The 1,365-nt window shown below is 37.9% G+C and carries 3 protein-coding genes; all 3 read right to left on the bottom strand.

What is annotated here, in order from left to right:
* Nucleotides 1-482, bottom strand: a 482-nt coding sequence (locus H5202_RS22525; RefSeq protein ID WP_182773984.1) for a sugar phosphate nucleotidyltransferase, incomplete at its 3' end; no start/stop codon positions are given.
* A gap of 49 nt (nt 483-531) precedes the next feature.
* Entirely contained in the window at nt 532-990 is a 459-nt protein-coding gene (locus H5202_RS22520) for a GDP-mannose mannosyl hydrolase (RefSeq protein ID WP_182773983.1), read from the bottom strand.
* A gap of 179 nt (nt 991-1,169) precedes the next feature.
* On the bottom strand, nt 1,170-1,365 hold a 196-nt coding region (locus H5202_RS22515), incomplete at its 5' end, for a GNVR domain-containing protein (RefSeq protein WP_272490487.1).

The raw sequence follows: 1,365 nt of genomic DNA, 5'->3' as shown, positions 1-1,365 counted from the left end.
CCCGCTTTAATATAGCCATAACCCGTTTCTGGAACAGTTGGTACAATGCCAAACGTGACTAATTTACCGTCTTTAGCAAAAGGTAATGCTTTACCAACTGATTTTTGAAATGCTGACATATCTTCAATTAAATGATCTGCAGCAAGCACTAATAAAATGGGGTCTTCATCTTGCTCAGCATTTTTTAATGCTTGCAAAGCAGCTAAAGCTATAGCAGGGGCCGTATTTCGACCAACGGGTTCCAATATAATGCCGCTGTGGGCAAAGCCACCTAATCGAATTTGCTCTGCAGCAATAAAACGATGTTCTTCATTACAAATAAGTAATGGTGCATGATGTTCCATACCGGTTAAGCGTGCGACTGTTTGTTGAAGCATCGATAACTCACCTGAAACGGTTAAAAACTGTTTAGGGTAAAGCTCACGAGAAAGAGGCCATAATCGACTGCCATTTCCGCCAGCCATAATAACGGGTAAAATCATAATTCGTTCCTAAATTATTGCTTCAGATTACTGTATTTTTATCGTTCACTTATGTTGCTGAAGAGTTGAAATACCATCGACTGTGCTTATGCACATGTAAGTCATTAAGTATTTGTTCTTCTGACATCCACTTATATTCATCGTGTTGTTCTGAGGGCAGTTTTAATAAATTTTCATTCACCTCTAATCGATAACCAAGGGCAATATAATGTGTGCTAAAATCTTCAACACTCACATTGTCTTTATAAAAGTGTTCGAATGGTCCAATAAGTTTTGCATTCTCAAATTCAAATTCCACACCTATTTCGTTCAATGTTAAGCGCTTAAATGCGACTGACATCGATTCACCTTTTAGTATTCGCCCCCCGGGAACAAACCAATACCCTTGTGCTGGACGGTTATTTCGTTTACCGAGCAGAATTCGACCTTTTTGGTCAGAAACTATCAGGTCAATTGAGATTAACGGAGTATGTTTGATGATTGTTTTGAAGGTTTCAAAAGGTAACATTGGAGGTATTCTTAGAAAATAAAGTTAAACAACATTGAGCTTTTTCAATATTAAAGCTCAGATATATACCATGGAGTGAGACACTTTTTATCCATTTTGAGACAGGCTAATCTTCGCTATCCCTTGTAGAGCCTAGGTTTTACTGTTTTCTTGAAAACCGTCCCAATAGGCTCTCTTTTTTAATCTTCTTTTCTAACAAAATATCTAATTAATACCAACATGACACCTAACATACCGCCTAGCATTGTGCCTAACACACAGATTAATGCTCGCTTAGGCTTTGATTTCTCTTCTGGTATTAATGCTGGGTCAATGGTTTTAAATACGTACTCGTCGCGAACTTCCGCAAACATAATTGTTTTGGCTTGCTCTTCG

Origin of the sequence: Shewanella sp. SG41-4, assembly GCF_014164505.1 — a bacterium.
In the GTDB taxonomy this organism is placed as follows: domain Bacteria; phylum Pseudomonadota; class Gammaproteobacteria; order Enterobacterales; family Shewanellaceae; genus Shewanella.
The sequence above is the reverse complement of the archived record's forward strand: the minus strand, read 5'-3'. Positions and strand labels throughout refer to the sequence as shown.

Bases quoted from the DNA above. Each gene is read 5' to 3' on its own strand.
- H5202_RS22520 (WP_182773983.1), bottom strand. From the start codon at position 990: ATGTTACCTTTTGAAACCTTCAAAACAATCATCAAACATACTCCGTTA.